Here is a 14,379-nt window from a genome sequence, read left to right on the forward strand (position 1 = left end):
GCCCCACCTCGGAGGGTGGAAAATCGGCACGGCGCGGGGGAACCTGCCAGTAGGCTCGCCTACCCATGGAGACCGGCACCGGACTTGAGCTGCTCACCATCCCGGCGGGGCGGGTGATGCTCTCGGACCGACGCACCCAGCGCAGTTGGCCGGTGCAACTCGTGCCGTACCAGCTCGGCACCGTCCCGGTCACCCAGGCGCTGTACGCGCGGGTCACCGGCGAGCGGCCGGGCGCTCGGCACGGTGACCGGTTGCCCGTCGAAGGTGTCTCCTGGTGGGACGCGGTCCGGTTCTGCAACGCCCTGTCCCGACACGACGGGCTGGCCCCCGCGTACCGCCTCGACGTGGAGGGCGAGCAGGCACAGTGGGATGCCGCCGCCGACGGGTACCGACTGCCGACCGAAGCCGAGTGGGAGTACGCGTGCCGCGCCGGTACGACCGGCCCACGGTACGGGCAACTCGACGAGATCGCCTGGTACCGGGGCAACTCGCAGGAGCGGATCCACGACGTGGGCGAAAAGCGGCCCAACCCCTGGGGCCTGTACGACATGCTCGGCAACACCTGGGACTGGTGCTGGGACATCTACGACGCCGAGGTCTACGGCACCTACCGGGTGCTCCGGGGCGGCGGTTGGTTCGACGAGCACTGGAGCTGCCGGGCCTCGGTCCGGCGCCGCAGCCATCCCACCTTCCAGGTCGACGACCTCGGTTTCCGTCTCGCCCGCAACGCTCCACGCTGACCCGCCGCCGGCTTGTCGCGTGGCCCGCTGCCCCTGGCACCTTGCATGATCTGGCAAGGACCCGACCGGGGCATGGTGTTCCGCCCGCTCCGGGCCCGACACTGACAACCGTCGTTGGCGGTGACCAGGAACAGTCGGACGGCGGTGGCGGTATGACAGCGGAGCGGATCGACCCGTCCCGGGTGGCGCACCCGACGCGACGGCCGGAACTGGATGCCATCCGTGCCCTGGTCGTGGTCGGGCTCGTCTTCTTCCACTCGGCCCTGGTCTTCGACAGTCGGGACGATTTCTACGTCAAGAACGCCGAGACCACCGACGTCACGATGATCTTCGCCAGTCTCGGTGTGGTCTGGGCGATGCCGATGCTCTTCCTCATCGCCGGCCTCGGCTCGTGGCACTCACTGCGCCGACGAGGGCCGGTCGGGTTCGCCCGGGAACGGGTACGCCGGCTCGGAGTTCCCCTGCTCTTCGCCACCGTCACCATCGTGCCGGTACCACAGTGGCTGCGGCTGCGCGCCGACCCCGACTACCACGAGTCGTACCTGCGCTTCCTGCCGCGTTTCTTCGACGTACGCCTCGCGCCCGCCGACTTCCCGTTCGTGCTCCAGGGCGAGCACTTCGAGACCGGTCACCTCTGGTTCGTGGTGCTGCTGCTCGCCTTCTCGCTGCTGCTGGCGCCGGTGGCCCGCTGGCTGCCGGCCCAATGGGGGAGCGCGCTACGCGACCGGACCGCCGAGGCGGTACGCCACCGTGGCCTGGTGCTGCTGCCCGCCGTGGCGGTCGGCGTCGTCAGCGCCGTACTCGGGCTCGAGGAGGGCTTCGCCGCCTGGCACCGCTGGGCGTACCTGCTCTTCTTCCTGTGCGGATTCGCGCTCGCCGCCGACGAACGGTTCCGGACGGCGATGCGGCGCGACGCCGTGCTCGCCGCCGCCCTCGGTCTGCTGCTGTTCGCGGTCGGCCTGCCCGGATTCCTGGCCGCCGGGGAGAGCGGTGACCCGTTCACCGACCACACCCCACTCGCGATCGGCGCCCGCGCTCTCTACGGGGCGACCGGCTGGTGCTGGCTGGTCGCGATCCTGGGACTGCTCGACCGACGTCCACGCCGCCCGGCCGGCACCGCCGAACGGGACACACCGGGCCGGCGCCGGTACGCCTACCTCTCCGCCGCCGTACTGCCGCTCTACGTCCTGCACCAGCCGATCGTGGTGGCGGTCGCGTACGGCGTGGTCCGTTGGCGGGCCCCGATCCTGGTCGAGTACGTCGTCATCGTCGCCGCCTCGCTCGTGCTGACCGTTGCCGCGTACGACCTGCTGGTGCGGCGTACCCGGGTGACCCGGTTCCTGTTCGGACTGCGCGACCAGGAACCTCGCCGTGGCGGCTCGGATCCGGCGCGATCTTGAATCGGGGCCGTGACGGACGTTACATTCTCCCGAGTGATCACCACCATCGATGTGATCGCGGTCGCTGTCCGTACCTACGCCGCCGGATGATCCCGGCCTGACCGGAGGTCTTCAATGGACACCAGCGCAGCACCTTCTTCCGACCCGTCCGCCGTCACCCCCACCGGCACCGCGCCGACCCGGGACACCTCGTCCGGCTCGTTCCTGTCCCGCCGCCGGGCACTCGCCATCGGCCTCGGTGGCGCCGCCGGGCTGGCCGTCGCCGCGCCGGCCTGGGCGGTCACCGACCAGCGGCCCGGATCCACCCGTCCGCCGTCCCTGCACGCCAGCGACCGGCTGGTGGCGAGCCGGGTCTCGGCCTGGCGGGCGCTGGGGCACCTGCGGGTCCTCACCGAGCGGATCGGCCCGCGCATCGGCGGCACCGCCTCGGAGCGCACCGCCGCCGACTACCTGGCCGACGTGCTGGACGATCTCGGCTACCGTACGACGCTGCAGCCGTTCGCGGTCGCGGACAAGTTCCTCGCCCAGCTCAGTTCCCGTCCGGGACTGCCGAGCGACCTGAACTGGCAGGTCGGCGCCTCGCCGCACGCCGCCCTCGACACCCGGGTCAGCGGCCGGGTGGTGGACGTCAAGGCCGGTACGCCCGCCGACTACCCGCAGGACGTCACCGGCAAGATCGTGCTCGTCGACTATGTCGCGGCCCAGCGTGAGGCGCTCGTGGCCACCGCAGTGGCAAAGGGCGCGGCGGCCGTCGTCTTCCTTCCGGCGGACCTGGTGGAGCCGAGGCGCGCCTCGGCCTTCGCGCCCACCCTGCCCGGCTCGGCGACCTCGCCGGTGCCGATCCCGGTGGTCGGGGTGGCCCAGGCGCAGAAGCACCGGCTCCGGGAACGCCTTGCCGCCCGCCCCTTCACCCTGACCGTCAGCACCTCGGCGCACCAGGGACTCACCTCGCACAACGTGCTCGCCGAGCGGTCCCCGCGCCGGCACGCCAGCACCAGCCCGGTGGTGATGGTCAGCGCCCACTACGACACCGTGATCGGCGCCCCGGGCGCCAACGACGACGGCTCGGGCACCGTACTCTGCCTCGAACTCGCCCGGGTGCTGCGTTCCCTGCCGACCGACGCCACCATCCGGTTCGGACTCTGGGGCTCCGAGGAGCAGGGGCTGATCGGCTCCCGCTACCACGTGGCCCAGTTGCCGCAGGCCGAACGGGACCGGATCGTCGCCGTCTACCAGAACGACATGGTGGCGACCAGTTGGGATCCGGCCACCCGCTACTGGCTGCTCTCCTTCGACGGCCTTGCCAACCGGGCGACGAACGAGGTGGCCGCCGCCGCCACCCGGCTCGGCTACGACCCGCGCATCTCGCCGGTCACCCTGCGCGGCTCCAGCGACCATCAGTCGTTCCAGGAGGTCGGCATCGCCAGCGCGAACTTCTCCTGGCGCGGTGAGGAGTCCCCGGCACTGCTCGAACCGCCGTACCACAGCCCCGAGGACACCATCGAGAAGAACGTCAGCGTCGAGCGTCTCCAGGTCTCGTTGGAACTGATCGGCTGCGCCGCGTACGCCACCGCCCGCAACCCCTGACACCTGCTCCCTCGCGGGTGTCCCACGTTGTCGGCTGCTCGGGCGTACGTCCATCGACGTGTCATGCGTCCGGGCAGCCGACAACCAGTGGTTGCCCGGCAGCCACCTGCCGCGTCACATCGATCCGTAACGTACTGAACTCTATCCATGGCTGGGTCTCGGCGCCTATCGTCTGATCAACCGCTCGGGTGATCACTGGGCGGACCTGGGTGTGAAGACGGTTGCCGATCTCGTCGGGCTGGCGCCCGAGTCCCAAGGAGACAGAGTTGACGATCCCCTCGTTATCAGCCGCTGCCCGTGGTCGGGCCGCGCCCCGGCCACGACTCGCCTCGCTGGTGGTGGCGAGTCTCGCCGCGACCCTGCTGCCGGTGCTGGTCACCGCCGCCCCCGCCGTGGCGGCACCGGAGAAGCCCACCACCGCGTGGGCCAGGATCGACGGTGACCTGGCCGCCGCCAGGTCGAGCCGGCCGGTCGACATCCAGGCCGCCCGGTTCGCCGCGTACACGCTGGACCGGGCGATGATCGAGTCCGAGCTGGCGCGTGCGCCGCAGGAGCGCGCCGCCGCCACCTCCCGGGTGCAGCCGCTGGTGGTGTCGCTGCCCACCCCGGAAGGCGCCCTGCAACGGTTCGAACTCGTCGACTCGCCGGTGCTGGAGTCCGGGCTCGCCGCGAGGCACCCCGAGATCCGGACGTACGCGGGCCGGGGTCTGGACGACAAGACCGCGACCGTACGCGCCGACCTCACCCCGCTCGGCTTCCACGCCTCGGTCCGCTCGGCACGCGGCGTCTGGTTCGTCGACCCGTACTACCACCGGGACCAGAGCGTCTACGCCAGCTACTACGGGCACGACCTGGCCGACCCGGCGGAGCCGCCGGCCGAACTGGAGGACGTCGAGTCGGCGGCCGAGGCGGTGACCGAGCAGGTCGAGCCGACCGTGGCCGGGCCGGCCGTGACGCTGCGGACCTACCGGCTGGCCCTGGTCACCGATCCGTCGTACGCCACCTTCTTCGGCCCGGAGAACGTCACCGCGGCCAAGGCCACGCTGGTCAACCGGGTGACCCAGGTCTACGAGGACGAGACCGCGATCCGGCTGGTGCTGGTCAACGAGACCGATCGGACCAACCTCAACACCACGGCGCTGGCCACCGAACCGAACGGCCCCTGCGGTGCGGCGGCCTGCTTCACCCCGGCCCAGATCGCCTCCTGCGGCAGCGGCACCCTGAGCCGCAACCAGATCGTGCTCGGCCAGCTTGTCGGCGCCGGCAACTACGACGTCGGGCACATCGGCCTCGGTGTCAACGGCGGCGGCGTCGCCGGCCTCGGTGTGGTCGGTGGTGCCAGCAAGGCTCGTGGCTGCACCGGGCTGCCGACCCCGGTCGGTGACTTCTACGCCGTGGACTACGTGGCGCACGAGATCGGGCACCAGTTCGCCGGCAACCACACCTTCAACGGCACCCAGTACAACTGCTCCGGCGGCAACCGCAGCGCCGCGAACTCGTACGAGCCGGGCAGCGGGTCGTCGATCATGGCGTACGCGGGCATCTGCCAGCAGGACAACCTGCAACCGCACAGCGACCCGTACTGGTCGCAGCGGAGCTACACCGAGATCACCACGTTCGTCGGCTCGGCCCGTCCGGCGATCAACGAGGTGCAGACCGCCGCGCTGCGCGGCTTCGACACCGCCGGTGACGCGTTCGCGATCAGCTACGGCGGCCGTGAGTCGGCGCCGATCGTACGCGGCACCAACTACACCGCCGCAGGCATCAAGGCCGCGATCGAGGCGATCCCGGACTGGCCGGCCGGTGCCACGGTCGGTGTCGCGGCGTTCGGCGGCAGCGGCACGCTGGACGACACCGGGTTCCAGGTGACCTTCAACGCCGGCCCGCTCGCGGCGGTCAACGTCGGGCCGCTCGCCGTCACCGCCGCGACCGGCGCCTCCGGCACGGTCGGCGAGACGGTCAAGGGCGGCGCGGTGGACAACGGCGGCTGGCTGGTCGAGCAGACCGGGAACCGGGCACCGGTGGTCAGCGTGCCGGCGTCGTACACCATTCCGGCGCGTACGCCGTTCGCGTTGACCGGCGGCGCCACCGACGCGGACGGCGACACCCTCACGTACCTGTGGGAGCAGAACGACCGGGGCGGCGCCGCCGGCACCGCGTTGGTCAACAACACCAAGACCAACGGTCCGCTCTTCCGCCAGTTCGGCACCGCCGCCGTGGTCAGTCCGACGGACACCCTGGAGTACCACTCCCCGGGCCTCAACGCGGTGACCACCGACCCGACCCGGGTCTTCCCGGACCTGGCGCAGATCGCCGCGAACAACACCAACGCCAGGACCGGCGCCTGCCCGACCGCCCCGCCCGCGCCGCCGACCGGTGGGGCGACCAACGTGCCGGCGGACATCGTCGACTGCTTCTCCGAGTTTCTGCCCACCGCCGACTGGGTCGGCTTCGACAACAGCCGGACGATGCACTTCCGGCTCACCGCCCGGGACGGGCACCTGGGCGCCGGCGGTGTCGGCAGCGCCGACACGGCCCTGGTCGTCGCCCCGACCGCAGGACCCTTCCTGGTCACCTCGCACGCCGCGAAGGGCATCGTGCTCGGTGGTGCGGAGCAGACCGTGACCTGGGACGTGGCCGGCACGGACGCCGCGCCGATCGGGGTCGGCGAGGTGAGGATCTCACTCTCCGCCGACGACGGTCGGACCTTCCCGTACGTGCTGGCGGAGCGGACCGCCAACGACGGCAGTGCCACGGTGACCGTGCCGAACGTCGCCACCAGCACCGCACGGATCAAGGTCGAGGCGCTCGGCAACGTCTTCTTCGACCTGAACGATGACAAGATCATCATTCGGGTCGGGCCGCAGGTCAGCAACAACGCACCGGGTGGCATCGCCACCGTGCAGTACACCGACCACCTGCTGCCGCAGGTGACCGTCTCCGCCGCCGACCCGGACAGTGACGGCGCCGGACTGTCGGCGACCGCGGCCGGTCTCCCCGGTGGACTGTTCCTGGAGCCGAAGTCGCCCTCCGGGCCGGGTGTCCGCCCCGGCAGCCGGCAGTGGATGGTGGTCGGAAACACCACCGCGCCGCTCGGCGACTACCCGGTCACCGTCACCGTCACCGACGAGGCGGGCGCCACCGGCGCCACCAGCTTCGTGGTCCGGGTCGGACCGGAGGACGCCGAGGTGACGTACACCGGTGACACCCTGGCGTACGGGCGCAACGGTGGAGGCGTGACCGCGCGGCTCGGCGCGACCGTTCGGGACAGCTGGGCCGCCGGTGACCCGCTCGATCCCCGGCCGGGTGACATCCGTACCGCGACGGTGACCTTCTCCGCTGGTGGCCGGACGCTCTGCACCGGCGCGTTGGGGCTGCTCGTCACCGCCGACACGACCACGGCATCGGCGAGCTGCGACGCCGCCCTGCCGCTCGGCACCCACCAGGTCACGGTGACCGTCGGCGGCAACTACACCGGCAGCGCCACCGCCCGGGTCGAGGTCGCCCGGCCGGAGAACCGGGCGGTGATCGGTGCCGGCACGCTCACGTCGACCCGTTCCGCCGGCGCCTACCCCGTCGACGCCGGGTCGAGGGCGGAGGTCACGCTGCTGGTGGCCCAGGCCCGGAGCGGCGCACCCACCGGGCTCGCCACTGTCGCGTTCACCTCCGGTGGTCGGCGGTACGAGATCCGTGGCACCGACATCGCCTCCTTCGGAGCCCGTACCGGTGGCGGCGCGGACGTGCTGGAGTGGCGCGGCCGGGCCGGTCTGTACGACGTCACCAACGCCCGACGTCCGGTTGCGGTCGGCACCGGCCTGACCCTGCGGCTCAGCGCGACCGACCGTGGGCTGCTCAGCTCGAAGGACAGCCTCGGGGTGACCCTGCTCGACGGTGAGCGGCTGCTTCTCTCCTCGGACTGGTCCGGCACCCGCACCGGGGAGCTCCACCTCTCCACCGGAACCATCCTCATCCTCTAACCCCCCTCCCTCCTTGTGACGACTCGATCTGGGGCATGTCGCTGCTAGTGGATCTTCATTCGCCACGACATGCCCCAGATCGAGGAAGGGGGTTGGCGGAATCTTGAGGGGAAGTGGCGTGTGTGCCACTGGTTTGGGTTCTGGCGGGCGCCGAGGATCGTCGGTATGACGAACCTGCTCCCCGACACGTCGAACGTCCTGCGTACCCCGCCCGCGTCGGCCGCCGAGGCGATCGTCCACTTCGCCGCCCGGCTCACCTTCGAGACCGATGTCAGCGACGTCCACGCCGACCTGGAAGCGGGCGTGGAGGGACTGGTGGTGGTGGACTCCCGCGACGACCACGCCTGGCGGCAGGGGCACCTGCCCGGTGCCCTCCATCTTCCCCGGGCCGACATCGCGCGACGAGCGGCGGAACTGGTCCCGGCCGGCGCCTCGGTTGTCACCTACTGCTGGGGCCCGGGCTGCAACGGAGCCACCCGGGCCGCACTGGAATTCGCCCGGCTGGGATACCCGGTCAAGGAGATGATCGGCGGCTACGAGTACTGGGTCCGGGAGGGTTTCCCGGTGCGGACCGCGAGCGGACTCGTCCGCCGGCCGGTGGACGACCTCACCGCACCCGGAACCGGCACCGCCTGCGGCTGCTGAGCCCGCCGGACGCCCGACGCTCTCAGTCCGGCAACGGCAGGCCGGCGTACGCCAACCCGATCGCCTCCAGGACCTCGGGCGGGAAGTCGGTGAACGGGGTCGCGACGACGCCCCGGTCGGCGCGCCGCCGGTTCCGTGTCCAGGTGCCCAGAACCCGGCCGTCGGCGATCACCGTCGGCCGGAACATCCCGTTGTTGCCGGGGACGATGCGGTCCGCGAACTCGGCCGGGAGCACCGCGGAGCGATCCTGGTAGCCGAGGATGAACTCGTCGAATCCCGGCAGCAGGAACACTCCGCCAGCGCGGACCCGGTCGGTGTCGAGCAGTTCCGGGGTGAGCGGGTCCATCAGGTACTCCACGCCATCGACCTCGATCCGGGCCAGCGTCGGCCGGGCCAGCGCCAGGCCGATCCGTACGTCCGCCGCCACCAGGTTCGCCCAGCGGGTGAAGTCCCGGGTCGTGGCGGGGCCGTGGCCACGGAAGTAACGCGCCGCCAGTTCCCCGAGGGCCTCCTCCCGGTCCGGTCGGCGGGGATGCGGAATCCACTCGTCGACGAGCACGATCTGCTGCTCGCCGTCATCCATCGGTCCGAAACAGAGCGTCCCGGTCTGCGCCAGATACCAGATCAGGTGGTAACCGCGCTGGGCATCGGTGCCCAGTCCGGCGGTGTTCCACACGGCGAGCAGTTCGTCGCGACGCAACCGGTGACCGCCGACGAGGGCCTCGACGGCCAGGTCCCGGGCCCTTGCCAGGGTGGCCGCGTCGAGACCGAGTTGGACCCGACGTCCGGCGGCGCGGGCCAGTGTGCGTGCCGCCGTCAGGCTGAGGATCCAGGGCAGGTCCTCGGACACCACCAGGTGCAGGGTGCCGCGCATCGGCCAGGACCTGACGATCTCCCCGGCGTCGAGCGCCGCGTGCACGGCCTGGCGGGCGCCGTCGGCGGAGCGTAGTGCGATCGACGTGAGCACCCCGGGGAAATCCTGTGCCTGGGCGGCGGCCAGCCAACGGACCGTGTCGGTCGGGGTGGCCGGTGGCGGACCCACGATCCGTTGGGCGACGAGCCGAAGCAGTGCGATCTCGTGTGGCGTCGTCATGACCGCGCCAGCCGGTTCACGAAGCACATGCTGACGGGAGACCGCCGACGGGACACCATCATCGCCCGAGGATGGCAGACCGGTCCGACAGTTCACCTGTCGCACCGTACGCCGTGGGGATCGGCTGATCGGATACAGGAATGCGCTTTCTTGAGGATGTTCGCAGGCAGTACCGGGACCCGGATACTGGTCGCATCGAATCAGGTGGATCGGTGGCCGTGGTGGTGGCCCGGGGGAGCGGAGACATACTGTGGTGATCCGTGACGGCACTGCCCCACCGCTGCCGGCCGAGCCGGTCGCCGCTCCGGTCACCATCGCCGGAGCCGCGACCGGATGGACGGTCGTGCACTTCGTCGGCGAAGGACAACCCGCCGCGCCCCTGACCTGGGGCCAGCGCGCGTTGTGGAACGCCATCGAACGACACGGACCGGGGTACATGATGATCAGCCTGCGCCGGACCCTGGCGGTATCCCGTCGAGCCGGGCGCGACCCGGACACGGTGTTGCGGGCACTCGGCGCCCTGATCGGACGACACAGCTCGTTGCGGACCCGGATGCCGGTGGTCGACGGTGAACGGTGCCAGGTCGTCGCCGACAGTGGCGCAATGCCCGCGCTCCTGGTTCGGGCCGATCCGGCCGTGTTGGCCGCGACGGATGACGACGACGGCGCCGCACTCGCCCGGACGGTCGCCGAACGACTGGCCGACCGGCAGTTCGACCACGCCCGGGAGTGGCCGCAGCGGATCGGGCTGATCCTGGTCGCGGGGGAGGTCCGTCAGGTCGCGGTCGTCTTCAGCCACACCACGGTCGACTTCCACGCGGTCGAGATCGTGCTCCGGGACCTGCGACTGCTGTTGCTGCGGGGGTCGATCGCCGCACCCGCCGGCCTCCAGTCGGTCGACGTCGCCCGGCGCGAACAGGACGGGGAAGAGCGCCGCCGGGCCGAACGCGCCGTCGATCACTGGGTACGGAGTTTCGACCGGCTGCCCGCCGACACCCTGCCCCGGCTCGGCCCGGCGTTGACGCCCCGGTTCCGCCGGGCGCTGCTGACCTCCACGGCGGCCGACACCGCCATCCGACTGATCGCCGCACGGCACCAGGCGACCAGTTCCACCGTCCTGGTGGCGGCGGCCGCCGTGGTGGCCGCGCAGTGGTCCGGCAACGAGGTGGTCGGCGTCCACAGCATGGCGAGCAACCGGTCCCGGGACGGTTACCGCGACGCGGTCGCCAAGCTCAACCAGCTCGGACTGGTCGTGGTGGAGTTGGCCGACCGCCCCGACTTCGCGGAACTCCTCCCACGCGTCTGGCGGGCCGCGCTCGCCGCCTACCGGCACGCGTACTACGACCCCACCTGGATCCGGCAGGCGCTGCGGGCACGTGGGCATCCGTACGCCGAGGGGGTGAGCCCGCACCTGTACCTCAACGACATCCGGCTCTCGACCGACGTCGACCTGTTCGGCCGTACGACCCAGGAGAGCGCGGTACGGGCCGCGATGGCGGACTCGTCCTGCACCTGGAGCTATGGGCTCGACACCTTCACCTGGCGTACCCGCATCGAGGTTGTCGACCGGCCGGGCGCGGTCGGGCTGGCGCTCACCGCGGACACCGCCCACCTGCCACCGGACGCGATCGAGCGGTTCCTGCGCGACCTCGAACGAATCCTGGTCGACGCGGCCTTCGGAAACCTGCCCTGGCCCTGGCGCTGACCCCGGGGGGACGAGAGCGCCCCCGCACGCCTCCGGCGGTCGACGCGTGGTCAGTGGCCGTCGCGGCGGGAGACGCCCTCCGGGCGCATGCCGGTTTCCTCTTCGAGCGGGTTGTCCGACAGCGAGCCGGTGGAACTCTCGTCGGGGAACGGGTGGTGCCCGGGGGCGTTCGGGGTCAGTCCCGGACCCGCCTCGGGGAAGCGGGTCGGCTCGACCGTGCCGAGGCCGTCCTCGCCGGCCGCGGCCGACGGGGCCGCCCGCCGCTCGCCACGCCGACCTTCGGCGACAGCGGTCGGCTCGGAGCCCTCGTCCAACGGCGAGTCCTCCTCGACTCCCCAGGGTGCGTCCTGGTCGAGACCGCGGGTGGTACCCCACGGCCCGACCGACTCCGGCCCGCCCTGGCCGGCGTTGCCCGTCTCGGTGCCCTTCGCGGACGGCTTCTTCGCGGTCATCGAATCACCTCGCTGCCGGTCATCGGCTCACCTCGCTGACGGGTCGGTGCGGTACCGGTGAGTGCCCATTCCGGCACCGGTCATGCCGGAACCGGCCGGTCGTCGGGCCGGGCTGGGCGCGAGTCGGCGGGTTGCGCGGGTCGGGCTGGGCGCGAGTCGGCGGGCTGCGCGGGTCGGGCAGGCACGGCGGCGACCAGGTTTGACCGTGGCGATGGCGGGTACCGGCGGGCGGGGGAAGCGACGTGGCGGGTCAGGCAATGGGGGAGCGGCCGGCGGAGCCCGCAGGGCGGGTCCGGCGCTGGCTTCTGCACGGTCTCCAACCGGGACGGGCGAGTGGTCCGTACACCAGCGAGAGCACCGAGCACCAGCGGCCATGGTGGCGGGTCATGTGCCTGACCGGCCTGGACTACTTCTCCACCCTGGGTTACCAGCCCGGCATCGCCGCCCTCGCCGCAGGGGCGATCTCCCCGATCGCCACCCTGGTCCTGGTCGCGTTGACGCTGCTCGGCGCATTGCCCGTCTACCGCCGGGTGGCGCGGGAGAGTCCACACGGCCAGGGCTCGATCGCCATGCTGGAGCGGCTGCTGCCACGCTGGAACGGCAAGCTGCTGGTCCTGGCGTTGCTCGGGTTCGCCGCCACCGACTTCATCATCACCATCACCCTCTCCGCCGCCGACGCGAGCGCGCACATCATCGAGAACCCGTACCTGCCGGATGGGCTGGCCGGGCTCCAGGTCGAACTGACGCTGGTGCTGGTCGCGCTCCTCGGCGCGGTCTTCCTCAAGGGCTTCAAGGAGGCCATCGGCATCGCGGTGGTGCTGGTCGGCGTCTACCTGCTGCTCAACCTGATCGTCATGATCGTGTCCTTCTGGCACCTGCTGGAGCATCCGGAACTCGTCTCGCAGTGGCGGCGGCTACTCTTCAACGAGCACCCGAACCTGCTCGGCATCCTGGTCGTGGCTCTGCTGGTCTTCCCCCGGCTGGCCCTCGGTCTCTCCGGCTTCGAGACCGGGGTGGCCGTCATGCCACTGATCAAGGGTCGTCCCGACGACCTGCCGCGTCGGCCCGAGGGTCGGATCCGCGGTGCGCACCGGCTGCTGACCGCGGCGGCCATCATCATGAGCGTCTTTCTCATCACCAGCAGCTTCGCCACCACCGTGCTCATTCCCCAGCACGAGTTCGAGGCCGGGGGGCAGGCGAACGGTCGTGCGCTGGCCTTCCTCGCCCACACCTACCTCGGTAACCTCTTCGGCACCGTCTACGACCTCAGCACCGTGCTGATCCTCTGGTTCGCCGGCGCGTCGGCCATGGCCGGGCTGCTCAATCTCGTACCCAGGTATCTGCCCAGGTACGGCATGGCGCCGAACTGGAGCCGGGCCATCCGACCACTGGTCCTGGTCTTCACCCTCATCGCGTTCCTCATCACGGTGGTCTTCCGCGCGGACGTCACCGCCCAGGGCGGCGCGTACGCCACCGGTGTACTCGTACTGATCACCTCGGCCGCCCTCGCGGTGACCCTCTCCGCCCGGCGGCGCCGACGGCGTGTGTCGATGGTCGCGTTCGCGGTGATCACCCTGGTGCTCGGCTACACCACCGTGGCGAACGTGATCGAGCGCCCGGACGGCGTCCGGATCGCGTTGCTGTTCATCGCCGCGATCATCGCCACCTCCATCCTGTCCCGGGTGTTCCGGGCCACCGAACTGCGGGTCACCGGTGTCGTGCTCGACCCGGAGGCCCAACGGTTCATCGCCGACGTGGCGGCGCGGGGCGAGATCCACGTCATCGCGAACGAGCCGAACGAGCGCGACGAGACCGAGTACCGGGAGAAGGAGGCCGAGGAACGCGCCGACAGCCACATCCCGGCCGAGGATCCGGTGCTCTTCCTTGAGGTGACAATCCGGGATCCGTCCGAGTTCGAGTCCGAGTTGATCGTCACCGGCGAGGAACGGTTCGGTTACCGGATCCTGCGGGTCGAGGGTGCCAGCATCGCCAACGCCATTGCCGGTTTCCTGCTGCACGTACGCGACACCACCGGCGAACTGCCGCACATCTACTTCGCCTGGACGGAGGGGAATCCACTGTTCTACCTGCTGCGTTACCTGTTCTTCGGCGACGGTGAGGTCGCTCCGCTCACCCGTGAGGTGCTCCGTCAGGCCGAACCGGACCGGCGTCGGCGACCGCGGGTGCACGTCGGCTGACCCCGACGACGCGGCGTGACGAATCGGTGCCGTCGCCCGCCGGGTGCCGGGGCGATCCGTCTACATGCGAGCGCGCCGAGCGGGACCGGAGGCGTGCGGGCTCTGGATTCTCCGAGCGCGTAAGGATCAAGCGGTCGGGGCACGTAACCTACGGTCCGCAGGCGGTTGCCCGACCGGGCGGACAACCTGTCACCGGTGCGTCAGGAGGACACATGGACTCGTGGATGGTCGTGGTGCTGGTGGCGCTGGCAGCGGTGACGCTCGTCGTCGCCGTCGTGCTCGTGGTCAGGCTGCTCAGGATGAGGTCCCTGATCCGCAGTGCCAGGATGCCGTTCTCCGGCAAGGCCGCGTTCTGGGCTGCGGTGATCTACGGGATATCGCCCGTGGACGTGCTGCCAGACCCGATCTACCTGGACGACATCGGAATCCTGCTCGGCGCGATCACCTATCTGGGCCACCTCGCCCGCAGGCACGGCATCATCGGTGGCCGGCCCGCCGTGGCCCCGACCGAGCGGCGGCGGGTCGACCGGCAGCACACCGGCTAGCGGGCCGGCACGGGGCGCGGCCGGTGGTGAGGGACGC

10 protein-coding genes are annotated in these 14,379 nt (G+C 71.2%); 8 read left to right on the forward strand and 2 right to left on the reverse strand.

All coding sequences use genetic code 11. The features are described from left to right. Window positions 1–65 precede the first annotated feature (65 nt). The 5 genes from ACIBF5_RS11425 to ACIBF5_RS11445 all read left to right on the forward strand — a co-directional run bounded on the left by ACIBF5_RS11425 (window position 66) and on the right by ACIBF5_RS11445 (window position 8,349). Window positions 66–740, forward strand: a complete 675-nt coding sequence (locus ACIBF5_RS11425; protein ID WP_396810525.1) for a formylglycine-generating enzyme family protein — start codon at window positions 66–68, stop codon at window positions 738–740. 152 nt (window positions 741–892) lie between these two features. Beyond that, window positions 893–2,140 carry an acyltransferase gene (locus ACIBF5_RS11430; protein WP_396810526.1) on the forward strand — a complete coding sequence of 416 codons (1,248 nt, stop codon included), beginning with the start codon at window positions 893–895 and terminating at the stop codon, window positions 2,138–2,140. A gap of 114 nt (window positions 2,141–2,254) precedes the next feature. Further along, the gene (locus ACIBF5_RS11435; RefSeq protein WP_396810528.1) at window positions 2,255–3,727 is read left to right on the forward strand and encodes a M28 family peptidase; all 1,473 of its coding nucleotides are present in this window, start codon (window positions 2,255–2,257) and stop codon (window positions 3,725–3,727) included. A gap of 266 nt (window positions 3,728–3,993) precedes the next feature. Then, the gene (locus tag ACIBF5_RS11440; protein WP_396810530.1) at window positions 3,994–7,704 is read left to right on the forward strand and encodes a M12 family metallo-peptidase; all 3,711 of its coding nucleotides are present in this window, start codon (window positions 3,994–3,996) and stop codon (window positions 7,702–7,704) included. A gap of 165 nt (window positions 7,705–7,869) precedes the next feature. Further along, window positions 7,870–8,349, forward strand: a complete 480-nt coding sequence (locus tag ACIBF5_RS11445; protein ID WP_396810532.1) for a rhodanese-like domain-containing protein — start codon at window positions 7,870–7,872, stop codon at window positions 8,347–8,349. A gap of 22 nt (window positions 8,350–8,371) precedes the next feature. Here ACIBF5_RS11445 and ACIBF5_RS11450 read toward each other — a convergent pair whose 3' ends face one another. Next, window positions 8,372–9,442, reverse strand: a complete 1,071-nt coding sequence (locus ACIBF5_RS11450; protein WP_396810533.1) for a winged helix DNA-binding domain-containing protein — start codon at window positions 9,440–9,442, stop codon at window positions 8,372–8,374. 250 nt (window positions 9,443–9,692) lie between these two features. Between ACIBF5_RS11450 and ACIBF5_RS11455 the strand changes: the two genes are divergently transcribed. Continuing rightward, window positions 9,693–11,147 (forward strand): condensation domain-containing protein, encoded by a 1,455-nt coding sequence (locus ACIBF5_RS11455; protein ID WP_396810535.1) that lies wholly within the window; start codon window positions 9,693–9,695, stop codon window positions 11,145–11,147. Window positions 11,148–11,197: 50 nt separating this feature from the next. Here the strand turns inward: ACIBF5_RS11455 and ACIBF5_RS11460 are convergent, their stop codons facing one another. Then, window positions 11,198–11,599 carry a hypothetical protein gene (locus tag ACIBF5_RS11460; protein ID WP_396810536.1) on the reverse strand — a complete coding sequence of 134 codons (402 nt, stop codon included), beginning with the start codon at window positions 11,597–11,599 and terminating at the stop codon, window positions 11,198–11,200. Between the two features lie 257 nt (window positions 11,600–11,856). Here ACIBF5_RS11460 and ACIBF5_RS11465 point away from each other — a divergent pair, with 257 nt between their 5' ends. Together ACIBF5_RS11465 and ACIBF5_RS11470 are read left to right on the forward strand one after the other, a co-directional pair. Beyond that, entirely contained in the window at window positions 11,857–13,797 is a 1,941-nt protein-coding gene (locus ACIBF5_RS11465) for an amino acid transporter (RefSeq protein ID WP_396810847.1), read from the forward strand. 212 nt (window positions 13,798–14,009) lie between these two features. Continuing rightward, window positions 14,010–14,342, forward strand: coding sequence for a YkvA family protein (locus tag ACIBF5_RS11470; RefSeq protein ID WP_396810538.1), 333 nt, complete (start codon window positions 14,010–14,012; stop codon window positions 14,340–14,342). The last annotated feature ends 37 nt before the right edge of the window (window positions 14,343–14,379 follow it).

The organism is Micromonospora sp. NPDC050417 (genome assembly GCF_044458865.1).
Taxonomy (GTDB): Bacteria; Actinomycetota; Actinomycetes; order Mycobacteriales; family Micromonosporaceae; genus Micromonospora_G.

Coding starts and splice junctions, on each gene's coding strand:
- ACIBF5_RS11425 (WP_396810525.1), top strand. CDS start 66: ATGGAGACCGGCACCGGACTTGAGCTGCTCACCATCCCGGCGGGGCGG.
- ACIBF5_RS11430 (WP_396810526.1), top strand. CDS start 893: ATGACAGCGGAGCGGATCGACCCGTCCCGGGTGGCGCACCCGACGCGA.
- ACIBF5_RS11435 (WP_396810528.1), top strand. CDS start 2,255: ATGGACACCAGCGCAGCACCTTCTTCCGACCCGTCCGCCGTCACCCCC.
- ACIBF5_RS11445 (WP_396810532.1), top strand. CDS start 7,870: ATGACGAACCTGCTCCCCGACACGTCGAACGTCCTGCGTACCCCGCCC.
- ACIBF5_RS11450 (WP_396810533.1), bottom strand. CDS start 9,442: ATGACGACGCCACACGAGATCGCACTGCTTCGGCTCGTCGCCCAACGG.
- ACIBF5_RS11460 (WP_396810536.1), bottom strand. CDS start 11,599: ATGACCGCGAAGAAGCCGTCCGCGAAGGGCACCGAGACGGGCAACGCC.
- ACIBF5_RS11465 (WP_396810847.1), top strand. CDS start 11,857: ATGGGGGAGCGGCCGGCGGAGCCCGCAGGGCGGGTCCGGCGCTGGCTT.
- ACIBF5_RS11470 (WP_396810538.1), top strand. CDS start 14,010: ATGGACTCGTGGATGGTCGTGGTGCTGGTGGCGCTGGCAGCGGTGACG.